This is a genomic window from Alteriqipengyuania triglochinis (assembly GCF_054655655.1).
Genome location: NZ_BAAHNC010000001.1, coordinates 726,210 through 744,508, shown reverse-complemented (window position 1 = coordinate 744,508; position 18,299 = coordinate 726,210). Strand labels below are relative to the sequence as shown.

The 18,299-nt window shown below is 66.7% G+C and carries 17 protein-coding genes and 1 tRNA gene; 9 read left to right on the top strand and 9 right to left on the bottom strand.

What is annotated here, in order from left to right; all coding sequences use genetic code 11:
• The 9 genes from ftsA to ACYQ0L_RS03730 all read left to right on the top strand — a co-directional run bounded on the left by ftsA (position 1) and on the right by ACYQ0L_RS03730 (position 9,830).
• Complete coding sequence (ftsA, locus tag ACYQ0L_RS03770; RefSeq protein WP_459787582.1) at positions 1-1,248, top strand: cell division protein FtsA; 1,248 nt, start codon at positions 1-3, stop codon at positions 1,246-1,248.
• Positions 1,249-1,382: 134 nt separating this feature from the next.
• Positions 1,383-3,059, top strand: coding sequence for a cell division protein FtsZ (ftsZ, locus tag ACYQ0L_RS03765; RefSeq protein ID WP_459787581.1), 1,677 nt, complete (start codon positions 1,383-1,385; stop codon positions 3,057-3,059).
• A gap of 72 nt (positions 3,060-3,131) precedes the next feature.
• Complete coding sequence (locus ACYQ0L_RS03760) at positions 3,132-4,841, top strand: tetratricopeptide repeat protein (RefSeq protein ID WP_459787580.1); 1,710 nt, start codon at positions 3,132-3,134, stop codon at positions 4,839-4,841.
• 153 nt (positions 4,842-4,994) lie between these two features.
• A complete protein-coding gene (locus ACYQ0L_RS03755) occupies positions 4,995-5,501 on the top strand; it encodes a type III secretion system chaperone family protein (protein ID WP_459787579.1) in 507 nt (168 codons plus the stop codon).
• A 144-nt stretch (positions 5,502-5,645) separates the two neighbouring features.
• A complete protein-coding gene (locus tag ACYQ0L_RS03750) occupies positions 5,646-6,386 on the top strand; it encodes a Bax inhibitor-1/YccA family protein (protein WP_459787578.1) in 741 nt (246 codons plus the stop codon).
• A 316-nt stretch (positions 6,387-6,702) separates the two neighbouring features.
• On the top strand, positions 6,703-7,479 hold the full coding sequence (locus tag ACYQ0L_RS03745; RefSeq protein WP_459787577.1) for a hypothetical protein: 777 nt from the start codon (positions 6,703-6,705) through the stop codon (positions 7,477-7,479).
• A gap of 106 nt (positions 7,480-7,585) precedes the next feature.
• Positions 7,586-7,661 (top strand) — tRNA-Ala (locus ACYQ0L_RS03740).
• 161 nt (positions 7,662-7,822) lie between these two features.
• Complete coding sequence (gene obgE / locus ACYQ0L_RS03735) at positions 7,823-8,896, top strand: GTPase ObgE (protein ID WP_459787576.1); 1,074 nt, start codon at positions 7,823-7,825, stop codon at positions 8,894-8,896.
• A gap of 25 nt (positions 8,897-8,921) precedes the next feature.
• The gene (locus ACYQ0L_RS03730; protein WP_459787575.1) at positions 8,922-9,830 is read left to right on the top strand and encodes an NAD-dependent epimerase/dehydratase family protein; all 909 of its coding nucleotides are present in this window, start codon (positions 8,922-8,924) and stop codon (positions 9,828-9,830) included.
• 58 nt (positions 9,831-9,888) lie between these two features.
• Here the strand turns inward: ACYQ0L_RS03730 and ACYQ0L_RS03725 are convergent, their stop codons facing one another.
• The 9 genes from ACYQ0L_RS03725 to ACYQ0L_RS03685 form a co-directional block, all read right to left on the bottom strand.
• Positions 9,889-10,659 carry a phosphoadenylyl-sulfate reductase gene (locus ACYQ0L_RS03725; protein ID WP_459787574.1) on the bottom strand — a complete coding sequence of 257 codons (771 nt, stop codon included), beginning with the start codon at positions 10,657-10,659 and terminating at the stop codon, positions 9,889-9,891.
• On the bottom strand, positions 10,659-11,096 hold the full coding sequence (locus ACYQ0L_RS03720; RefSeq protein ID WP_459787573.1) for a DUF934 domain-containing protein: 438 nt from the start codon (positions 11,094-11,096) through the stop codon (positions 10,659-10,661). The genes ACYQ0L_RS03725 and ACYQ0L_RS03720 overlap by 1 nt, the downstream gene beginning before the upstream one ends.
• Positions 11,089-12,720 carry a nitrite/sulfite reductase gene (locus ACYQ0L_RS03715; RefSeq protein ID WP_459787572.1) on the bottom strand — a complete coding sequence of 544 codons (1,632 nt, stop codon included), beginning with the start codon at positions 12,718-12,720 and terminating at the stop codon, positions 11,089-11,091. The genes ACYQ0L_RS03720 and ACYQ0L_RS03715 overlap by 8 nt, the downstream gene beginning before the upstream one ends.
• The gene (locus tag ACYQ0L_RS03710; RefSeq protein ID WP_459787571.1) at positions 12,720-13,019 is read right to left on the bottom strand and encodes a DUF2849 domain-containing protein; all 300 of its coding nucleotides are present in this window, start codon (positions 13,017-13,019) and stop codon (positions 12,720-12,722) included. Before ACYQ0L_RS03710 ends, ACYQ0L_RS03715 begins: the two co-directional genes overlap by 1 nt.
• Entirely contained in the window at positions 13,016-13,774 is a 759-nt protein-coding gene (gene cobA, locus ACYQ0L_RS03705) for a uroporphyrinogen-III C-methyltransferase (RefSeq protein WP_459787570.1), read from the bottom strand. The genes ACYQ0L_RS03710 and cobA overlap by 4 nt, the downstream gene beginning before the upstream one ends.
• Positions 13,775-13,835: 61 nt before the next feature.
• A complete protein-coding gene (locus ACYQ0L_RS03700) occupies positions 13,836-15,008 on the bottom strand; it encodes a mechanosensitive ion channel family protein (protein ID WP_459787569.1) in 1,173 nt (390 codons plus the stop codon).
• Positions 15,008-16,261: a cystathionine beta-lyase gene (metC, locus tag ACYQ0L_RS03695; protein ID WP_459787568.1), complete on the bottom strand. Its 1,254-nt coding sequence runs from the start codon at positions 16,259-16,261 to the stop codon at positions 15,008-15,010. The genes ACYQ0L_RS03700 and metC overlap by 1 nt, the downstream gene beginning before the upstream one ends.
• Complete coding sequence (locus ACYQ0L_RS03690) at positions 16,213-17,061, bottom strand: sulfurtransferase (protein WP_459787567.1); 849 nt, start codon at positions 17,059-17,061, stop codon at positions 16,213-16,215. The genes metC and ACYQ0L_RS03690 overlap by 49 nt, the downstream gene beginning before the upstream one ends.
• 46 nt (positions 17,062-17,107) lie before the next feature.
• On the bottom strand, positions 17,108-18,298 hold the full coding sequence (locus ACYQ0L_RS03685; protein ID WP_459787566.1) for a hypothetical protein: 1,191 nt from the start codon (positions 18,296-18,298) through the stop codon (positions 17,108-17,110).
• Between the last annotated feature and the right edge of the window lies 1 nt (position 18,299).

Genomic DNA, 18,299 nt, shown 5'->3' with positions numbered 1-18,299 from the left:
ATGGGTACGGCGCGCATTTCCCGCGTGTTCGGCGCGGTCAATCTCGGCTCTTTCCGGGTCTCGGCGATGATCATGGGGCTTACCGAAGGCGGCGAATTGATCGTCCTCGGTTCCTCCCACAGGGCCAGCGCGGGTGTGCGGCGCGGCTACGTGACCGACAGCAAGGCGGCGACCCATGCGATCCGCGAAGCGGTCGAGCGGGCGGAGAAAGACGCCGGGACGGGAATCGAGAGCGTATGGGTCGGTTGCGCGGGCGCCGGCCTTGCGAGCCGCATTTCGCGGGTCGAGATTCCGATCCACGGCCGCCGGATCGAGGAGGAGGATGTCGACCACCTGCTGGTGACCGCGCGCGACACGCTGGAGCCCGACGGGCGGATGGTGCTGCATGCACAGCCCGCGCACTACTCGGTCGATGGTCCGCACGGAGTCGCCAATCCGGTCGGCCTCTATGCGGAGCAGTTGGGCGTGGACGTGCACATCCTGCTCGCCGACGGGGCGCCGATCCGCAACATCATTACTGCGGTGCAGAGCGCGCACCTCACCGTCGAAGGCGTCGTCGCCGCGCCGATTGCTTCGGCCCATGCGTGCCTCACGCCCGAAGAGCGTGAGCTTGGCACAGCCCTGATCGAGATCGGCGGCGATGTGACCAACGTCGCCGTGCTGCGCAACGGCATGGTCCAGGCGATGCGGGCGATCCCGCTGGGTTCGGGCGATATCACCGATGCCATCGCCAGCACCTTCGGGATCAGGCGGCAGCACGCGCAGCGCCTCAAGTGCGTATCCGGCTCTGCGTTGGCGAGCCCGTCCGACCACCGCGAGCAGGTGCCGGTCGACCCGGACGATCCGCGCATCGGTTCGGTCAACCGGGCCGATCTCATCGCGGTGATTACCGAACAGCTGGGGCGCCTGACCGACGAGATCGGCAAGGCGCTCAAGGCGATGGATTTCTCGGGCGCGAAGGGCGGTCCCGCCGTTCTGACCGGTGGCGGAGCGGAGCTGGCAGGCAGCGCCGAGTTCGTCCAGAATGCGCTCGGGCGCCCGGTACGGATCGGCAAGCCGCAGGTTCTGCGCGGCCTGCCGCCAGCCCATGCGACGCCCGGCTTCTCGACCCTTGTCGGCCTGTGTCTTTACGCGGCGAAGGACCCGGTCGACATCAGAACGGTCAAGGCCAAGTACCAGTCGCAGACGCGGCTGGGCGGGCTTGGCCTCGTCAGCCGCGTCTGGCGTGCCGGGCGCGAGTACTTCTAGCGGTCGAAAGCCCTGCCGGAACGGTGAGTTATGTGGAAAAACCTCGCCGCTTCGATTAAAGCGGGGTGCCTTTTCTGCCACACTGGTTTCTTGAGAAACCGGCACAGGTCCGGTTTCGCGGAGTTTAAGATCTTATGAGTATCAATATCGGCCCCGACCCCCAGGACGAGCTGCGCCCCCGCATCACGGTTATCGGCGTGGGCGGCGCGGGCGGCAATGCCATCGCCAACATGATGGAAGCCGAGATCGAGGGTGTCGATTTCATCGTCGCCAACACCGACGCGCAGTCGCTCAGTTCCTCGCCTGCAGAAAACCGCATCCAGCTTGGCCCGGAAAGCACCGGCGGCCTTGGCGCGGGCGCACGTCCCGAACTGGGTAAGGCTGCGGCGGAGGAAACGGTCGAGGCGATCGAGGAAGCGCTCGACGGGGTGAACATGTGCTTCATCGCCGCCGGGATGGGCGGCGGCACCGGCACAGGCGCAGCGCCCGTGATTGCGGAAGCCGCCCGCCGCAAGGGCGTGCTGACCGTGGGCGTGGTGACCAAGCCCTTCCTGTTCGAAGGTACGCGCCGCATGCGCGCTGCCGAAGCCGGGATCGACGAGCTTCAGCGCCAGGTCGACACGCTGATCGTCATCCCGAACCAGAACCTGTTCCTGATCGCCAACCGCGACACGACCTTCAAGGAAGCCTTCCGGCTTGCCGACGAAGTGCTGCAGCAGGGCGTGCGTTCGATCACCGACCTCATGACCATGCCGGGCCTGATCAATCTCGACTTCGCCGACGTGAAGTCGGTGATGGAAGAGATGGGCAAGGCAATGATGGGCACCGGCGAGGCCGAGGGCGAGAACCGCGCCCGCGAAGCCGCCGAACAGGCGATTGCGAACCCGCTGCTCGAAGGCGTGTCCATGGCCGGCGCCAAGGGCGTCATCATCTCGATCATCGGCGGCGAAGACATGAAGCTGCTGGAGGTCGACGAGGCCGCCAACCACATCCGCGAACTCGTGGACGAGAACGCGAACATCATCTGGGGCTCGGCCTTCAACCCGAACCTCGAAGGCAAGATTCGCGTCTCCGTGGTCGCCACCGGGATCGACGAGACCGGCGAGGGCGTCAGCGCCGGGCCGCGTGCCGCGCCTGCGGCGGAACCCCGCCCGGCCCGCCGTCCGGCGATCGATTTCGCTCAGGGCGAAGACGAAACCCCCACCGATGCTCCCTCCGGCCGCGGGGAAGAGGACACGTTCAGGCCGCAGTCCTTCGGCGAAGCGTCGACGGTCGATGCGACGGACCGGTCCGCCGGCACCGCGCCTTCCGCGACCTATGGCGATGAAGACGAAGACGGCGGGAATGATGTCGACGGCATCGTCGATCCGCTCGCCGGGCTTCGCAATGGCGAGGATGAAGACCGCGACACCCGTTCGGCTCCGGCGGGCGGCAAGCCGTTTGCCGTACCTGCGGAGCGTACACGCGGCCGCGACGAGGATGACACGCTCGACCTCGGGTCGATGGAGGCCCCGGTCGAGGACGATTCGGACGAGCTCGTGCTGGGCGAGGATGCAGCCGAACGCGCACCCGAGGCTCCGGCGAAGGAAGAGCCCGCGCCCGGTCGCCGGCGCAGCCTCGTGTCTGGCCAGGAAGGCGGCGGCAAGAAGCCTGCGCCTCCCCTGCCGCAAGGCGGCGGTGGCGGCACGCTGTTCGAACGCATGGCCAAGCTGTCGCGTAGCGGAGCACCGGAAGCCGAGGATGACGACGAGAACGATGACGGTTCCTCGCTCAACATCCCGCGTTTCCTCGGGCGACAGAACAACCAGTAGATACGGTGGACGGCGCCGGGTTGGACGCTCAAGGGCTGTTCAGCCCGGGCGCGCGATACTAGGTTCCCAAGCATGACGGGACCATCCAAGCTTTCGCGTGCGGCGCTCCTCACGCTGTCGTCGGGTTTCATCGGCGTGGCCGCTCCCGCGGCTGCGCAGCCGCCCGAAAGCGTGTCGCGCGCGGTCGTCCAGCCGCTGCCGCCCGCCGCCGCGGACGATCTCAACGGCGCGCTCCTGCGCCTCGCCAAGGATCGGCGCGATGTCGATGCGCTGATTACCGCCGGGCTCGCCTCGCTCGAACTCGACGATATAGAGGCCGCGATCGGCTTCTTCGGCCGGGCAAAGGAGCTTTCTCCGCAGAATGCACGGATCGCTGAGGGGATGGGCGCTGCCTATGTCCGCAGCGGCCGCCCGGTCGAAGCGCTGAAGTTCTTCGACGAGGCGGAGCAGGCGGGCATCAACACCGGTTCGCTATGGGCGGATCGCGGGCTTGCCTATGATCTCGTCGGCCAGAATGCCGCTGCGCAGACCGCCTATGATCGGGCGCTCTCGCTGAAGGATGATGTTTCGGTGCGCCAACGTCTGGCGCTCAGCCAGGCGATCGGCGGCGACCGCGAAGCCTTCGAACAAACGCTCAAACCCTTGCTCGAAACCCGCGATTTCGGTGCCTATCGCACCCGCGCCTTCGGGCTCGCCATGCTCGGCGAGGCTGACGAGGCGATCGAGATTGCCCGTGCCGTGATGCCGCGCGACCTGGCCGGGCGGATGGAACCCTACCTGCGCTTCATGCCGCGCCTTACCCGGTCGCAGCAGGCTGCGGCCGCCAATCTCGGCATCTATCCCTCTGCCTCGCGCATCGGCCGCGACGATCCGCGCATCGCCAGCGCGGCAGGCGCGCTGGATGCGCCCGCCATCGCAGTCCAGCCGCAGGGCGAGGCGCCCCGCAGCACCGCACTGGCGCAGGCTCCGCGGCAAGTGCCCGATGTGCGCGATCCGCTGAAGCGCACGATCATGCGAGAGCCGTCGCAGGGCGCGAGCGCGCCGGATCCGGGCCTCGCGCCGGTGCCGGCGCCGACGTCCCAGGCACCCTCGCAGCCCGCCGCAAGCTCGCGATCCGCATCGGGCGAGCTCCCGGCAACCGGCGCGCAGGAGGAAACGACCGCGGTTCGTGTTGCGCAGGCAAGCCCGCAGCAGGCGCAGCGCCCGGCCGCAGCTCCGCCCAGTCCGCCTGCACCGGCGCAGGCCACGCAGCTCGCCGCTGTCAATCTCGGCCAGCCTGAATCGCGTTCGCGCGAGCCGGTCGAGGTCGTCGAGGCGTCGCCGGCCCAGACAGTCACCGCCGGAGCGACGAACGCGGCTGCGCAGCCGGCGAGCGAAGCGCCCAGGCAGATGGGCCTGGCAGACGCTTTCGCCGAGTTTGCCGAGCCGACCACGGTTGCGGTTTCCGGCAAGGACGTCGTCGATATCTCCGCGATCGAACCGGTGCGCGAAGAAGCGAAGCCCGAGCCACCGCCCGCGCCGCGCCGTATCTGGCTGCAGCTCGGTATCGGCCAGAACCGCAACCTGCTGCGCAACGACTGGCGGCTCAGATATAGCAAGTTCGACGTGCTGAAGGACAAGGGCCCCTTCGTGACGCCGTGGGGCCAGACCAACCGGCTGCTCGCCGGTCCGTTCGACAGCCAGGCCGATGCGCGCGCGGCGCTCAATGTGCTCACGGCGGAGAATGTCGATGCCTTCGTATGGACCAGCCCGCAGGGGCAGGACGTCGAAGACCTGCGCTGAACCCTTCGAATTTTCGCCGAAAAACTATGTTTCCCACAAGGCGTGAACAGCGTTAATTCTTATACACTACTCGCTTGGCTTTGCGGTTTGCGTGTCCCCCCGTCGATCCCCCACAAGGCGTCCTGTAAAGACGGACGGGTACAGGGATCGCAGATGGAAACCGCTTTGAACGACAATATCGGCAGCGAATATGGCTCACCGATGGATGTGCTGGCCGCGCTGTTCAACGCGCACGGCTGGGCGCTGGACACCCATGCGGAAGACGAGCTTGGCGGAGAGGTGCAGGGCGCCTGGGTGAAATACCAGGTGCGCGCGGTGCTCCGTCCGCAGGACGGCGTCCTGCAGCTGATCTGCCTGCCCGATATCCGCGTTTCGAAAGATGGACTGCCTGTCGCCTACGAACTCCTGTCACTGGTCAACGAGCAGGTCTGGCTCGGCCATTTCGATATCTGGAGCCAGGGCCGCGTGCTGGTCTATCGCCACGGTGCAATGCTGGCGGACGACGGCATGCTCAGCGTCAGCCAGGCGCAGGCGCTGATCGAGAATGCGGTGGACGAATGCGATCGCTTCTATCCCGCCTTCCAGTTCGTCCTGTGGGGCAACAAGAGTCCCGCCGAGGCGCTGGAAGCGGCGATGATCGATGCGGCGGGCGAAGCCTGAAAAAAGTCGCGGAATCGCGCGGGTGAACCTGAACCGTCGTTAAGGCTAAAATCGACAGCCAGACCTTGAATTTTCGCCCGTTTGACGCGATATTCTCCGGTGAACCGGCACACTATCGCTGCCGGCAAACGGAGTGGCTTGAAAATGGCTAACTGGGACGACCGCACACGGCAGGGTTTCGGCTCTGTGCCGCGCGCCGGGGGCGATGTCGCCTCGCGCACGACCTATGACGCGGGTCTGCGCAAGTACATGCTCTCGATCTACAACTACATGACCTCGGGCGTGCTGCTGACCGGCATCGTCGCGCTGCTGACCGCGCAAAGCGGTCTGGCCTATACGTTCGCGAGCGGTCCGCTGATGTGGATCGTGGCACTGTCGCCGCTGGCGATCGTGTTCGCGATGAGCTTCGGCGCGCAGAAATTCAGCCAGGGCACCCTGCAGCTGATGTTCTGGGGCTTCGCCTTCCTGATGGGGCTGTCGCTCTCGACGCTGTTCCTGGTCTATACCGGTGGTTCGATCGCGACGACGTTCTTCGCGACGGCCGGCGCCTTCGCCGGGCTCAGCCTGTACGGCTACACGACCAAGAAGGACCTCAGCGGCTGGGGAAGCTTCCTGATCATGGGCGTGATCGGCATCGTGATCGCCATGGTGATCAACATGTTCCTGCAGTCCGCTGCACTGGAACTTGCGGTGAGCATCCTCGGCGTGCTGATCTTCGCCGGGCTGACCGCGTACGACACGCAGCGCCTGAAGAGCGATTACCAGCGCCTGCGTGGCACCAGCTGGGAAGGCAAGTCGATCATTCTCGGGGCGCTGAGTCTCTACCTCGACTTCATCAACATGTTCCTGTTCCTGCTGCGCTTCATGGGCGTTGCCCGCGATTGACGCCGCTACAGCAATAATATTGCCAAACGAGATGCCCGGGCCGGTTTTGCCGTCTCGGGCATTTTCGTTTGCGATCTAATGCGTTAAGGCTGATTATGCGAAAACGGATCGCCGCGCTTCCCCCGAAGCGTGTGAGCCGGTCCGCGATGGGAGCCTCTTTGTTATGTTCGCCGACTTGAAGTCGCCGTTGCGCATCACTTTTACCGTGGGGGCGCTTAGCGTGCTCGCTGCTTGCGCAACCGCCGTACCGCCACCGCCGCCCCCTCCTCCGCCGCCGCCGCCTCCGCCGCCGATCCCCTCGCGGCCGGTGCCGCCGATGGGCGCGAGCATTGCGATGGTCGTGCCGCAGGTCGGTGCAGACGGGGTTCGCCAGACCGTCAATGCCTATATCACGCCTGCGCAGACGACGTGGAACGTGCGTTCTGCGCTCAACGTCGCGGCGCTCAACTGCATGCAGCCCAGGCACGCGCCCATCCTGGAAAACTACAAGCTGTTTCTCGAGGCTTTCGACAAGCCGCTCGACAAGGCGAACGACAAGGTCGAGGCGGAGTTTCGTGAGCGTTTCGGGGACCGCAGGACGGGCCGGACCGAGCTCGATATCTACATGACCAAGGTCTACAACTACTTCACGCTGCCGCCGGCCAAGGCCGAATTCTGCGATGCGGCGCTGGAGCTGAGCAACGAGTCCGTGAGCGTCGCACCTGCGGATCTGGAGAGCTTCTCCGCCCGGGCGCTGGTGCGCTTCGAAGGCGTGTTCGAGGATTTCTTCCGCTCGTTCGAACGTTACCAGACCAATCTGGCGACCTGGGATCGCCTCTATGGCACCCCGGCAGGTCTCTATCCGAGCTATCGCCCTGCCACGCAGGTGGCGGGCAACCAGTCGGCCGGGAACGGGGACGGGACCGTGCTTCTCAACGCGCCGATCGAACCGACCGGCAACGAGCCGCGTAGCGTGACGCTGGGTAGCGAGGCCGAGTCAGCCCCGGGCGCGGTGGCCGAGGATACCTCGAGCAAGGATCTGCCCAAGGTCGTCTTGCCGCAGACCGCAGCAAGCGATCCGCAGGGGGCGTCGGAAGCCGATCCGTCGAAGTAATCCGCGGGCCGGTGTCGAAAGGCCTTGCGTCTGGCGAAGGGTTCGCTATTTGGGCGCGCTCTTGAGTAGACAGGTATTGCGCCTGTTTCGCCAACCACACCTGAACGGGGCCGTAGCTCAGTTGGGAGAGCGCGTCGTTCGCAATGACGAGGTCAGCGGTTCGATCCCGCTCGGCTCCACCAGGTGACGGTCTTTCGACAGGGCTCGCGCAGATATGTGCGGGCCTTTTTCTTGTCCCGCTGGCCGCTGCGATCCGGTCGATCGGCCTTCGGGCTTGTCGATACTCTGCCGGGCGCAGGCGAATAGCTGGCAATCCCCGTCAATTCGGCTTACCTGCGGCACAATGCATTTTCTCGATCAGGCAAAGATATATCTCAAGTCCGGCGCGGGCGGCCCCGGTGCCGTCAGTTTCCGGCGTGAGAAGTACATCGAATACGGTGGACCCGACGGCGGCAATGGCGGACGCGGGGGGGATATCGTCCTGGAAGCCGTGGCCGGGCTGAACACGCTGATCGACTTCCGGTATTCGCAGCACTTCAAGGCTGCGCGCGGAGGGCACGGCATGGGCCGCGACCGCACCGGCAAGGGGGCGTCCGATCTGGTCGTGCAGGTGCCCGTTGGAACGCAGGTCCTGTCCGAAGACAAGGAAGAAATCCTCGCCGACTTCACCAAGGTCGGCGAACGGATCACGCTGCTCGCAGGTGGCATGGGCGGTCGCGGCAATGCCAGCTACAAGACCAGCACCAATCGCGCGCCGCGCCAGCACCAGCCGGGCGAGCCGGGCGAGGAAATGTGGGTCTGGCTGCGGCTCAAACTGCTGGCCGACGTCGGCCTGGTCGGCCTGCCCAATGCGGGCAAGTCCACCTTCATCAACCAGGTCAGCAATGCGCGCGCCAAAGTGGGCGATTATGCCTTCACCACGCTGGTACCCAAGCTGGGCGTGGTGCGCCACAAGGGCCGCGACTTCGTGCTGGCGGACATTCCCGGCCTGATCGAAGGGGCGGCGGATGGCGCAGGGATCGGCGACCGTTTCCTCGGCCATATCGAGCGCTGCCGCGTGCTGATCCACCTGATCGACATTGCGGGCGACGACCCGGCCGAGGCGATGCGCACGGTCGAGGATGAGCTTGCAGCCTACGGGGCTGGCCTGGAAGACAAGCCGCGCATCGTGGCGCTCAACAAGCTGGACCTCGCCGATGCCGAGCTCGCCGATGCCTTCGGCGACGAGCTGAAAGCGGCCGGCGCGGACGCGGTCTACCCGGTTTCGGGTGCGACCGGTGCGGGGGTCGAGGCGCTGCTCGACGCGGTGCTCGGCTACCTGCCGGAGCGTACCGCACTCGAGGATGAGAGCGGCGGTGTCGACCCCGATGAAGAAGATGATGGCGATGACGGAGAGGCTTCGTGGTCGCCGATCTGATCGCAGCTGAGAGGGCCCGCCACGCATGACGCTTGCGCTTACCGGCGGTACCGGCTTTGTCGGGCAGGCGGTACTCGATCTGCTGGAAGGATCGGGCGAGCGGGTGCGCGTGCTTGCGCGCAATGTGCCGAACGAATGGCGGGACTTCCGCTGGGTCGAAGGGAGCCTGAACGAGCCGTTCAAGCTGGCCCATCTGGTCGCGGACGCCGAATGCGTGATCCACATCGCCGGGCTGACCCGCTCGGTCAACAACGACCATTTCGAGATCGTCAATGTCACCGGCACGCTCAACGTGGTGGAGGCAGCGGTGCGTTCCGGCGCCAAGCGGCTGGTGCTCGTCTCCTCGCTTGCCGCGCGTGAGCCCGAGCTATCGGCCTATGGCGCCTCGAAACGGCGCGCGGAGACGATCGTCGCGGCCAGCGGTCTCGACTGGACCATAGTGCGTCCTCCGGGAGTCTACGGCCCGCGCGACACCGACTACCTTGAGATGTTCCGCGCTGCGCGCAAAGGCGTCCTGCCCGTACCGGCGGGCGGGCGCAGCTCGATGATTCATGTCCGCGACCTTGCGCGCCTGCTGCTGGCCTTGCGCGACGGCGGGGAGGGGATCACGCACGAGCTCTTCGAGCCGGACGATGGGCACGAGGGTGGCTGGACACACCCGGAACTGGCCACGGCCATTGGCAATGCGGTGGGCAAGAAGGTGCATCCGATCCCCTTGCCTGCGTTCGCGCTGCATGCGGCTGCGGCGATCGACGAAAAGCTGCGCGGCCGTAATGCCCGGCTGACCCGGGATCGCGCGGGCTATCTTGCCCACAAGGATTGGACGGCTCGGGCCGACCACACGGTGCCGCGCGATGTCTGGCAGCCCGAAATCCTCACCCGCGAAGGCCTGCGCGACACGGCGCAATGGTATCGCGAAGCGGGAATGCTGTAGCCGGCATCCTGCGTGACGATGGCACGTCCGCTGATCGAGCGCTAACCTCGCCGCCACCCTACAGGAACGGTTCTTCGCCCGGCTTGTGGATGCCGCATTCGACCTTGTCCCAGCCTTTCCATCGGCCCGAGCGTGGGTCTTCGCCCGGTGCGACCTTATGGGTGCACGGCTCGCAGCCGATCGAGGGGAAACCGCGTGCGACCAGCGGATGGCGGGGGAGGGCGTGCGCTTCGAAATATGCGTCGATCCTCGCCGCATCCCAGTCGATCAGCGGGTTGATCTTGAGCCTTCCGGCGGCATCGCTGTTATCGATCTCGAACCGGGGCAGGTCCGAGCGGGTCGCGGCCTGGAACGCCTTGCGCCCGGTCAGCGTCGCATCGAAACCGGCCAGCGCGCGCGCCAGGGGGCGGACCTTGCGCAGGTCGCAACAGCCATCCGGGTCGTAGGACCAGCGCAGGCCGCTCTCGTCCCGCTCCGCCAGTTCGGCTTCGTCGGGCGTGAGGACATGCAGATCGGTCAGGCCGAGATGCGCAATGAGATCGTCGCGATAGGCAATCGTCTCGGCAAAGTGCTTGCGGGTATCGAGGAATAGCACCGGCGTGTCCGGAGCGACCTGTGCGACCTGATGCAACAGCACCGCGCTTTCGGCGCCGAAGCTGGAAACGATGGCGACCTTGCCCGCCAGCCCACCCGTCAGCACCGCGTCGAGCAGCGTGACCGTATCGGCATCCGCGAACCGCGTATTGAGCAGGTCCGCCTGCTCCTGCGTGAAGCGCGGCCCCGTATCGAGCCGGTCCGCGGAGCGGCGGAGGGGGCTCAGCGCGTTCATCACCCGCCCCCGTGGCGAAGCGCCCAGATCGGCGTGCGGCTGTCGGCCGCAGCCTGATACACGTCGGGGAAGCGCGAAAGCGCGGCCTCGACATCTGCCGGATCGAGCGGCGCATCGGGCGTGAAGGCATCGAAGCCGCAGCGCCGCATATAGGCCAGCTGGTCGACCAGCACGTCGCCCACCGCGCGCAGCTCCCCGATGAAGCCCGCTTCGCGCAAGATGCGGGCGGCAGAATAGCCGCGCCCGTCGGTGAAGGCGGGAAAGGCGATATCGATCCGCCGCAGCCGATCGAGGTGCGGCAGAAGCTCGCGCGTGTCCTCGCCCGGTTCGATCCGCACCGCGACCGCATTGGTCTGCCCGGCAAAGGCATCGAGCGTGACGGCCGGCTCCATGCAGGCCTCGTCATCGCGCAAGCGCAGGGTTTCCTGCTCAGCCATAAAGCGCCTCCTTGAACGGAGCCATGCCGATCCGGCGATAGGTATCGAGGAAGCGTTCGCCATCCTCGCGCTCGCGCAGGTAGATATCGGCGGCGACTTCCACCGCATCGACGATGCCGTGTTCATCGAAGCCAGGGCCGGTGATCTTGGCAAGACTTACGTCCTCCGCCTCGCTCCCGCCGAGCAGCAGCTGGTAGTTCTCCTTGCCCTTCCGATCGACGCCGAGGATGCCGATGTGCCCTGCGTGGTGGTGGCCACAGGCGTTGATGCAGCCGGAAATCTTCAGCTTCAGTTCGCCCAGTGCGGCTTCCTTGCCGTTGGCGGCGAAGCGTTCGGAAATCCGCTGCGCAATGGGTATCGAGCGGGCATTCGCGAGGGAGCAGTAGTCGAGGCCCGGGCAGGCGATGATGTCGCCCAGCAGGTCCGCATTGGGGGTGCCCATGCCGGCCTCGTTCAGCGCCTGCCACACCGCATGCAGGTCTGCCTTGCTGACATGCGGCAGGACCACGTTCTGCGTGTGCATGATCCGCAGTTCGTCCAAGGAATAACGTTCCGCCAGATCGGCGAGAACGCGCATCTGCTGCGCCGTCGCGTCGCCCGGAATACCGCCGACGGGCTTCAGGCTGACGATGGCCGAAACGTATTCCGCCTTCTGGTGGGCATGGGTGTTGTGGTCGAGCCAGACCGCGAAATCGGGGTCGGACCGATCGGGTTCCGTACTGTTATCGGCATCGAATGCCGGAGCGGCGAAGTAGCCCTTGATCCGCTCCAGCTCGGCCAGTGGCGGTTCGACCCCCTGATCGAGCAGGTGGGCGAATTCCTCCTCCACCTGGCGGGTATATTCCTCCGCACCGAGTTCGTGGACGAGGATCTTGATCCGCGCCTTGTACTTGTTGTCGCGTCGGCCGTAGCGATTGTAGACGCGCAGGCACGCCTCCGAATAGGTCACCAGCTGGTCGAGCGGCACGAAGTCGCGCACCAGCGGCGCGATCATCGGGGTACGGCCCATGCCGCCGCCGACATAGAACTGCGCGCCAAGCTCTCCGTCACGCTCCACGATCCGGATGCCGATATCGTGCAGGCGCATGGCCGCGCGATCCTGCTCGCTCGCGATCACGCAGATCTTGAACTTGCGCGGCAGGTAGCTGAACTCGGGATGGAAGCTCGACCACTGCCGCAGCAGCTCGGCATAGGGGCGCGGGTCCGCGACTTCGTCTGCCGCAGCGCCCGCGAAATGATCGGAGCTGATGTTGCGGATGCAGTTCCCGCTGGTCTGGATCGCGTGCATCTCTACCGCGGCGAGATCGGCTAGAATGTCGCCCGCATCTTCCAGCTTGATCCAGTTGTACTGGATGTTCTGCCGCGTGGTGAAGTGGCCATAGCCGCGATCGTACTTCTCGGCGATGTCCGCCAGCACCCGCATCTGGCCGCCATTGAGCGTACCGTAAGGGATCGCCACGCGCAGCATGTAGGCATGGAGCTGCAGATAGAGCCCGTTCATCAGCCGCAGCGGCTTGAACTGGTCCTCGGTCAGCTTGCCCGCGAGCCGCCGCTCGCACTGGTCGCGAAACTCGGCGACGCGCGCGTCCACCATCGCCTGGTCGTATTGGTCGTAGGCGTACATCAGATTACCTTTTCGACGGCCGTCGGGTCGTCGGGCTTCAGGGTGAGATCGGGGCGGACCGTGGGGCCGAGGGCGCGCACGCGCTCCTTGATATGTTCAGGCCGGGGAGCGCCGTCGGGGCCCGGCTCGGCCGCGACTAGGTAGGGCACGTTGACGCGTCGGGCGGCTTCCTCGGCCGCGATGATCGCATCGCCCGCCTGGCCCACATCGACCGCGTCTTCGATCCGTGTCGACCAGCCATGGCCGGTCCACCAAGTGACCGCGCCGGTCTTCAAATCGTTTCCGGTGACGAGGTTCACTGTGCTGCCTCCACTGCATGCGCGGCAAGCACCGCGTCCGCGCGGGCCGTGACCTCGCCGATCACGATCAGCGCCGGGGAAGTGACGCGTTCGTGTTCGACGAGGTCCGGCAGGCCGGCAAGCAGCCCGCGCAGCACGCGCATATGGGGACGCGCGCCGTTCTCGATCACCGCAATGGGCATGGTGGGGGAAAGGCCGTCGGCCATCAGCTTGTCCGCGATCTGGCCGGCGGTCTTCACGCCCATGTAGATTACCAGCGTGCGGTCCTTGCCGGCGAGCCCGGACCAGTCCTGATCGGACAGGCCCTTGCACTGGCCGGCGACGAAGCTGACGGTGCTGGCGGCGTCGCGGTGGGTCAGCGCGATCTGCGCCGCTGCCGCCGCGCCGTTTGCCGCGCTGATGCCGGGGACGATCTCCACCGGCACGCCCGCCGCATGCGCGGCCTCGGCTTCCTCGCCGCCGCGCCCGAAGATCAGCGGATCGCCACCCTTGAGGCGGATGACGTCGCGCCCGGCAAGCGCCTCGCGCACCAGCAGCGCGCAGATATCTTCCTGCGGCAGCGTGTGGCTGGAACGACGCTTTGCGACCGAGATCAGCGTTGCGTCATTGCGTGCCAGATCGAGGATGGCCGGATCGACCAGCCCGTCGTGAACGATCAGCCGCGCGTTTTCGATCAGCCGCGCGGCGCGCAGCGTCAACAGGTCGGGGTCGCCAGGGCCCGCGCCCACGAGATAGATGGTACCGGTATTTTCCATGAGGCGAACATGGCTTGGGCGTGGGCAGCGCGCGAACGAGAAACGGTTGGTGGCGGACTAGCTATTCTTTAGGCGGGGTCGCCTGCGGTTCGCCGCGCCGCTGTTGCAGTGCGGCGATCAGCTGGTCGAGCCCGTTATTGCTGCGCAGGTTGATGTCGCGCTGCGGGAAGGGAATCTCGATGTCGTTTTCCTTGAGCAGGTGCCACAGCTTTTTGAGCACCTCGCTCTTCACATTGCCGGTGCCGGCTTCGGGATCGGTGATCCAGACGTGGATGATGAAGTTGACCGAACTGTCGCCGTAACCGTCCAGCCAGACGGTTGGCGGCGGGGTCTTGAGCACCCTTTTGCAGGACAGCGCGGCCTCCAGCATAAGCTCTTCGGCCCGCACGATATCGGCGTTGTAGCTGATTCCGACCGGCACCTGCATGCGCACGTTGCGGCTGGAGTAGGACCAGTTTTCGACCTGATTGATCATCAGGTTCTCGTTCGGGATCAGGTATTCCTTCTGGTCGCGTGTGGTGATCGAAACCGCGCGGATGCCGATCTTGCGGATCTGGCCGAAGGTGGAAACGCCCGCCTGGTCGGCAATCGCGATCACGTCGCCCGGCTTGATCGACTTGTCCATCAGCAGGATGATCCCCGCGATCAGGTTGCCGAAGGTCTTCTGCAGGCCGAAACCGATAGCAAGGCCGAACGCGCCGGAGAACACCGCGAGCGCGGTAAGATCGATCCCGAGCAGATCGATCCCGATGAAGAATGCCATGCCCCAGACAAGGATGCTGACGATCTTCTCGGCCAGCAGGCGGCGCGTCTGGTCGAGCCGGGTCACCCGCGCAAGGCCCAGATGCGCCAGCTTGCTGCCGAAGAAGGCGCAAGCGAACACGCCGATGACCACGGTGAGGAACACGATCCCGTCCCACACGGAAATGTGCATCGACCCGACATCGATCGCCATTCCGTCGAGCGATTGGATGACGTCGCCGATTGTCTGGCTCTGCTCGCCGACCGCCTGAGCAAGCTCGTCGGCGGCCTTCACGCCTTCGCTCGGTGAGGCTGCGGGTGTCGGCGTGGTGGCGGGCATCGGAGACGATCCGTCGGCCGGGACAGGTTGCAGGATCACCTGCTCGCCCGCCTGCAAGACCTCTCCGCTTGGCTGGGGCGTCGGACTCGCGGTGCTTTGCGGGTTGAGAACCGCTTCGGTTGCGGCATTGGGGCTGAGGGCGGAGCTGGACATTACTTATGCTTGATCGCGGCGAAGGCGCGGTCAAGGTCGGCGATCAGGTCATCCGCATCTTCGAGGCCGATGGCGAGCCGCACGCCGAGGGTGTCCTCCTCCCGCCAGCCGCGCTTGGGCCAAGCACTGGCGCTGCGGATTCGGGCGGCATCGAAGGGCAGGGCGAGGCTTTCGAACCCGCCCCAGCTGTAGCCGATGCCGAACAGTTCCAGCGTATCGACGAAGGCGGTGCGCTGCGCGTCGGTGTGCCCGGCCAGCACGAAGCTGAACAGGCCGCAGCCGCCGGTGAAGTCGCGCGCCCAGATGTCGTGGCCGGGCGAACCCTCCAGCATCGGACACAGCACATGCGCCACTTCGGGCCGCTCGCGCAGCCACTGCGCGATCCGGATCGCGCTGGCGGTGGATTGCTTGAGGCGCAGCGGCATCGTGCGCAGCCCGCGCGAGACGAGCGCGGCGTCATCGGGCGAGACATACTGGCCGAGGCTCTGCGCGGTATGGCGCAGCTTCGCGTAGTATTGTTTGCCCCCACTCGCCGCGCCCATCATGACGTCGGAGTGCCCGCCGGCATGCTTGGTCAGCGCGGTGATGGTGATATCGCAGCCATGCTCCAACGCAGGGAAGCCGAGGCCGGTCGCCCACGTGTTGTCGACCAGCACGCTGGCGCCGTTGGCGCGGGCGACAGAGGCGAGATGCGGCACGTCCGCCACCTCCATCGTCAGGCTGCCGGGGGTTTCGAGCATCACCGCCTTCGTCCGTTCGTCGAATGCGGCGGCATAAGCCTCATGGTCGGCGGGATCGAAGAAGCGGGCCTCCACGCCCCACCGGTTGAGCAGGCCCGATGCAATCGCGCGCGTCGGCTCGTACACATTGTCCTGCACCAGCAGGATATCGCCTGGTTCCAGCACGCTCATCAGCGCCCCCGCCAATGCTGCGGTGCCGCTGGGGTACAGCATCGTACCATCGGCGCCGGGCTCGAGCTGGGTCAGCGCCTCGGCCAGCGCCCACTGGGTGGGCGCACCGCGCCGGCCATAGTGGAAGCGTCCGTCCTCGTTATGCTTGAGGTTGTCGACCCGCGCGGCTTCGCTTTCATAGAGATGCGTGCTGGCGCGCCAGACCGGCGGGTTGACCACCGGTCCGGTCCATTCCTCGCGCCGTCCGGCCAGAACGGCGCGGGTGCCGTTGCCGTGCTTGTCTTTCGGGGTGCTCAGCGCGCTTCTCCAATGTCCTTGGGGGTTTCGGGGTCTGCGCCCCATTCGCTCCAGCTGCCATCGTAGAGCGCGGTCCGGGGCGCACCGGCAAGACGGGCTGCGAACAGGACCACCGACGCGGTCACGCCGCTGCCGCATGTGGCGACGATGGGCCGTTCGATATCGAGGCCGGCCTCAGCGAAGCGCGTGCGCAGGTCTTCTGGCGCGCGAAAGGTCCCGTCCTCGCGCAGCAGGTCGCGGAAGAACAGGTGCCGTGCGTCGGGGATATGACCGCCGGGCAGGCCATGGACCGCGTCTTCCTCGCTGCCGGTGAAGCGGGCTTCGTCGCGTGCATCGACCACCTGTTCGGCCTTGCTGTCCAGATTGGCGAGCATCGCGGCCTTGTCGCGGATATCGGTGATCCGAACTGCGGTCGGCGGGCGTTCGACCGGCGACGTTTCGGACGGTCCGCTCTGCGTCGCACGGCCCTCGGCCTGCCATTTGGCGAGCCCGCCGTCGAGCACCGCGATATTGGCGAGCCCTGCCAGATCGAGCAGCACCCACGCGCGGCAGGCGCTGCGCAGCGTCGAATCGTCGTAGAGCACGATCCGCGTCTGCGGGCCGATCCCCCGATCGCCCAGCCACTGCGCGATCCGACCCCCGTCGGGCACCTTGCCCGGCAGAACCGACGCCGGATCGTGGAGGCCCGCGAGATCGAGGAAGCGCGCGCCGGGAATATGCGCGGCGAGAAACTCCTCACGCGCGTCGCGACCCGCCGCAGGCAGGTGCAGCGATGCATCGAGGATGGCGAGGTCGGGAGCGTCCGCCTGTGCTGCGAGCCACTCCGTCGAAACGAGCTTGTCCATGGACCGCGCGAATAGCGGCGTTGAGCAGTGCTTGTCGACCCGGCGTCTAGGCGACCGCGCGGGTCGTCAGCTGGTCATAGCTGCGCGGCGGCCCGTCGAGCCGGAAGGGGCTGGGGCGCGAACTCTTCTGCGTGCTCTTGGTACCGATCACATAGGTGAACGCGCGCGGATCCATGTTGGCGGCACGCATCGTCAGCCGCAGCAGCGGGACGAATACCGGCACATCGCCCTGCCGCAGGGGGCGGACCTCGCGCAGCGGAAGCCGCAATTCGCCGCGCAGGGTCGTGCGCTGGCCCATGTCGAGGCGCGGCAGCGTGTGGAGTTCGGGGAAGGTCTGGCCGATATCGGCGAGCTGCTGCTCGGTCGCAGCGCGCCCGTGCGCGGTCGTTACATCGCCGTGGATCGCCAGCCCCTCGACGGCGCGTCCGCGATTGACGATGCTGATGCGGTACGAGATCGAGGCATTCATGAGGCTGCGGCTCAGCGTCATGGCCTGGACCTCGATGTCCAGCGCCCCGGCCTGGGCGGGGCGCGCGGCGACCGGTTCGGTCGTCTCGATGATTGGTGCGGCGGCAATCGGGGCAGGCTCCGACTTATCGGGCCGCGTGCTGCGCCTGCGGCGCAGGAGGGCGAACAGGATTGCGCCGAGCGCCAGCAGGCCGACGAGGCCCGCCGCCAGCAATGCCCAGGGAAGCGAGGCCTTCGTGTCGGCGGGCCGCGCCACTTCGCGGGCCGGGGGCGTGGTGTCGGCTTCGCCATCTTCGGGGTCGCGCTGCGCCAAGGGCTCGGCCTGCGATCCGACAGGGGCGGACGCGGTTTCTTCCGGTGTTGCCTGCGGTGCGGCGCTTTCTGCTTGGGTGCGTTCGGGTGCGGAAGGCTGCGTCTCTTCCCGGCTGAGAACCTCGCGCGTCGCCACCGATCGCTCGGTCGTGGGCAGCGCGCGCGTGTTTCCGCTAGGGCTCGGGCGAGGCGTCGGACTGGCGGTCTGCGCAGGCGAGGCGGGTGCGCTCGGGCGGGGCGCAGGGGCGCTCTGCGTGGGGCTCGGGCTCGGTGTCGGCGATCCGATCACGCGCGGCGCGCTGCGCGTATTGCCTTCGGTGTCCACCGGCCCTTCGGCCTGCGGGCGCGAGGTCGGCGTCGCATCCGGATCGGGCGGCAACTGGAAGGTGCTCGGCGAGCGGGCGTCGGCACCAGTGGCGCCAAGCAGGAGCACGGCAGGGAAAAGGAGCGATCGCATC

Coding starts and splice junctions, on each gene's coding strand:
- ACYQ0L_RS03720 (WP_459787573.1), bottom strand. CDS start 11,096: ATGGCTGAGCAGGAAACCCTGCGCTTGCGCGATGACGAGGCCTGCATG.
- ACYQ0L_RS03750 (WP_459787578.1), top strand. CDS start 5,646: ATGGCTAACTGGGACGACCGCACACGGCAGGGTTTCGGCTCTGTGCCG.
- ACYQ0L_RS03755 (WP_459787579.1), top strand. CDS start 4,995: ATGGAAACCGCTTTGAACGACAATATCGGCAGCGAATATGGCTCACCG.
- ACYQ0L_RS03700 (WP_459787569.1), bottom strand. CDS start 15,008: ATGTCCAGCTCCGCCCTCAGCCCCAATGCCGCAACCGAAGCGGTTCTC.
- ACYQ0L_RS03745 (WP_459787577.1), top strand. CDS start 6,703: ATGGGCGCGAGCATTGCGATGGTCGTGCCGCAGGTCGGTGCAGACGGG.
- ftsA (WP_459787582.1), top strand. CDS start 1: ATGGGTACGGCGCGCATTTCCCGCGTGTTCGGCGCGGTCAATCTCGGC.
- ACYQ0L_RS03715 (WP_459787572.1), bottom strand. CDS start 12,720: ATGTACGCCTACGACCAATACGACCAGGCGATGGTGGACGCGCGCGTC.
- ACYQ0L_RS03730 (WP_459787575.1), top strand. CDS start 8,922: ATGACGCTTGCGCTTACCGGCGGTACCGGCTTTGTCGGGCAGGCGGTA.
- metC (WP_459787568.1), bottom strand. CDS start 16,261: ATGGGGCGCAGACCCCGAAACCCCCAAGGACATTGGAGAAGCGCGCTG.
- cobA (WP_459787570.1), bottom strand. CDS start 13,774: ATGGAAAATACCGGTACCATCTATCTCGTGGGCGCGGGCCCTGGCGAC.
- ftsZ (WP_459787581.1), top strand. CDS start 1,383: ATGAGTATCAATATCGGCCCCGACCCCCAGGACGAGCTGCGCCCCCGC.
- ACYQ0L_RS03725 (WP_459787574.1), bottom strand. CDS start 10,659: ATGAACGCGCTGAGCCCCCTCCGCCGCTCCGCGGACCGGCTCGATACG.
- ACYQ0L_RS03685 (WP_459787566.1), bottom strand. CDS start 18,298: ATGCGATCGCTCCTTTTCCCTGCCGTGCTCCTGCTTGGCGCCACTGGT.
- ACYQ0L_RS03690 (WP_459787567.1), bottom strand. CDS start 17,061: ATGGACAAGCTCGTTTCGACGGAGTGGCTCGCAGCACAGGCGGACGCT.
- ACYQ0L_RS03760 (WP_459787580.1), top strand. CDS start 3,132: ATGACGGGACCATCCAAGCTTTCGCGTGCGGCGCTCCTCACGCTGTCG.
- obgE (WP_459787576.1), top strand. CDS start 7,823: ATGCATTTTCTCGATCAGGCAAAGATATATCTCAAGTCCGGCGCGGGC.